Genomic DNA, 2,821 nt, shown 5'->3' on the forward strand with positions numbered 1-2,821 from the left:
CTATATATCCAATGTATGGTATATTTTCACTAAATATTATTTTAGAATATTTAGGTTTTGATATAATGAATTTAATATTTAATCGGGTGGGTGTAGATGATGGACAATCATTTCTTATTGGATCTCCAAAGTAAAAAAGGGATAGACGAAGGAATAAAATTTTTATTAGGAAAAAACTATACAAGGGTTAAAGAGTTTTTATCACAATATCTCTTTGAAGAGTCAGAAGAATTTGATGTAGCCTTTGATTTAAGGTACTTAGAACACAATATAGAGATTGATTGGGAAAGCATTGATATAAGTAATCTATGGATAAAAAGTTACCACTTTACCACAAGGAATAATAAAGCAGATGTATTTAGTAGCCTTATCTACAATCTACCTCATATGGTAACTGCGGATACAACGCTTAAAACATTTTTTAAAAAGCATCATATCGAATTTGATTTAGAGAATCACCTAGTACATATAGAGGGAAAAACTTATAATATTCATGAACATGATGACGATTCACATAATCCTATGTATTGGATAGACGCAAAATTATATACAGACCCAGAAGTTTGGGCATTCGCGAGAACATTAGATATTAGTAATTACAATAATGAGTTTCCTGATACTCCTGAATTTATTAAAAATGTGGCAGACATATTGAAAGATGCTGAATCCTTTCTAAACGATTGGGCTGATACATTCGGGCAACCCTTTGTAATTGAATTTAAAGAACACTTGAGCAAAATCAAAATATACGATGGTTATGATGGCGAATTTTCTGATGATGATGGAGACTCATGTTTAGTAATGAAAAAAAGATTACTTAATTTATTACTATCACTTTATTTAAGAAATCTACGCAAATGTGGATTTGAAGTTTTTAAAGAGTTCTTGCCTGAAGAGGACATAAGTAAGATTGCCCATGCTCTTTGTCGTTTAAATGAACATCAAACGGGTGATTTCGATATGATCTTAACATCATTATTGAAAGGAAATAATGTGGCTGTTGAAAATATAATTAATGTATGGGATTATAAAGAATTTCAAGAAAGAAGTCGTTTAGATAATTGTTTATTTTAGAGGTTCAATCCTTGTACACGCCTAAATGATTCATAGAGCATAACATTATGCCGACAAACAGGCGTCCTTAGACCCATCCAACAACAGCAAAATTAAAGTTATAGTTACTAATCGCCTAGATAAATAAAAAGCCGAACTTAGCTTAAAAAACTAAGTTCGACTGTTTTAAACATTAAACTATTAAACATGTACTACATAATTTAAAGTGATATTATTAATCTCTTTCTTCAAGCCAATTATAAAACTGGGGTGCTTTTCTATTTTCTTCAACAAATAGTATATTTATTTGAGCCAGCATATTCTTTAAATTAGTAATAAGAAAATCAGCCCTGGATGCCGAGACTTCTTCGGATTCTATTTCTTGTTCAATTTCCTTGGCCGATGTTAATATATTCAATCCTTTATCCCGTTTCTCGGTATCATTCATACCTATTATTTTAAATGTATCTTCCATAATCGCATTAAGGTACTTGTGAATTTCATTCAGTTGATTTGCACTCGCTGCACTAATCACCTCGCCCTTAGACCAAAAGATTTCAAAGTGAGTAATACTACGTCCACTCTTAATTTCTTTATAATCGACCTCTAATTCCGTATAGTTATTGATTTCATTAATAGCTACATCTAATACTCTTTTTTTGAATAGACCCGTATTTTTTACATATGACTTATTTTCCTCAACACTAAATAAGTTTAATAGTTCTTCTCGTTTCAAGCATTTGGTCCAATAACCGTAATGTGCTTTTAAATACTCATAGAGTTTCCAAGAGTAGCTACTTTTAAATTTTGCGGTTATTTTCAGATCCAATAACACATACTTTTCTTTCAATTCAATAATGTGAGGGATCATATACTGTGACCATTCGAAATTGAATAATCCAGATTTATATGTAATTCGAACAAAAACATTCCAATAATCAAATTCGTCATTTATTAAATCTTCAGTAGCAGCGATTTTTAAATCTATTAGTTTTTTTGCATCCTCAGAAGCTGATTTTGATGGGTACTTTGATATGTCGAAATATTTTTCGAACTCGTGTTTATGGAAAGACGTATTTGTTTTCTTTTGTGATGAATATATAGCAAAAGAAAGTAACTGCATTTGTTGAAGGGTTAATCCGTTATTCAATTTGGACATGGATAACTCATTGCTTTTAGCAATAGAATTTTCGTTAGAAACAATATTTGATTTTGGATTTTTTCTCAAGTAATCACCTCATATTCTATTAAAACAAATTATACCCTCGCATTGTAACGTATAGCAACCCTTGTAACAATAAAGTCTTTTTTTTGTTGAAATCAGTTGTTTTTTTATCTAAGATTGTAGATTAACACCAAAATTTATAACCTGAATACAATAAAAAAGAAAAAAAAACCATATTGCAACAAGGTTAATAACATGTTTCAATTAAAGGGTACAATTTGTTTCGATAGGGTATAATTTGTTTCAACAGAAGGTATTTTTTGTTTCAATAAGAGGGTACAATTTGTTTCAATAGAGTATAACTTGTTTCAACAGGAGGGTACTTTTTGTTTCAATTAGAGGGTATAATTTGTTTCAATAGGGTATTTTTTGTTTTAATCGAGGGGTATTTTTTGTTTTAATAGAAGGTACTTTTTGTTTTGATAGAAGGTATTTTTTGTTTCAATAGAGGGTACTTTTTGTTTCAATTAAAGCGTCTCAGCATATGATATATATAGCTTTCTATTAAATACAATATAATTAATATCTTTAATTTAAATAATC

At 29.6% G+C, this 2,821-nt stretch carries 2 protein-coding genes; one reads left to right on the plus strand and one right to left on the minus strand.

Annotated elements, in window-relative coordinates; genetic code table 11:
• The first annotated feature begins 96 nt into the window (after window positions 1-96).
• A complete protein-coding gene (locus PVA17_RS24570; protein ID WP_274069309.1) occupies window positions 97-1,074 on the plus strand; it encodes a hypothetical protein in 978 nt (325 codons plus the stop codon).
• A 214-nt stretch (window positions 1,075-1,288) separates the two neighbouring features.
• Here the strand turns inward: PVA17_RS24570 and PVA17_RS24575 are convergent, their stop codons facing one another.
• On the minus strand, window positions 1,289-2,281 hold the full coding sequence (locus PVA17_RS24575; protein ID WP_274069310.1) for a replication initiation protein: 993 nt from the start codon (window positions 2,279-2,281) through the stop codon (window positions 1,289-1,291).
• Between the last annotated feature and the right edge of the window lie 540 nt (window positions 2,282-2,821).

Source organism: Lysinibacillus sp. CNPSo 3705, from assembly GCF_028674935.1.
Taxonomy (GTDB): Bacteria; Bacillota; Bacilli; order Bacillales_A; family Planococcaceae; genus Lysinibacillus.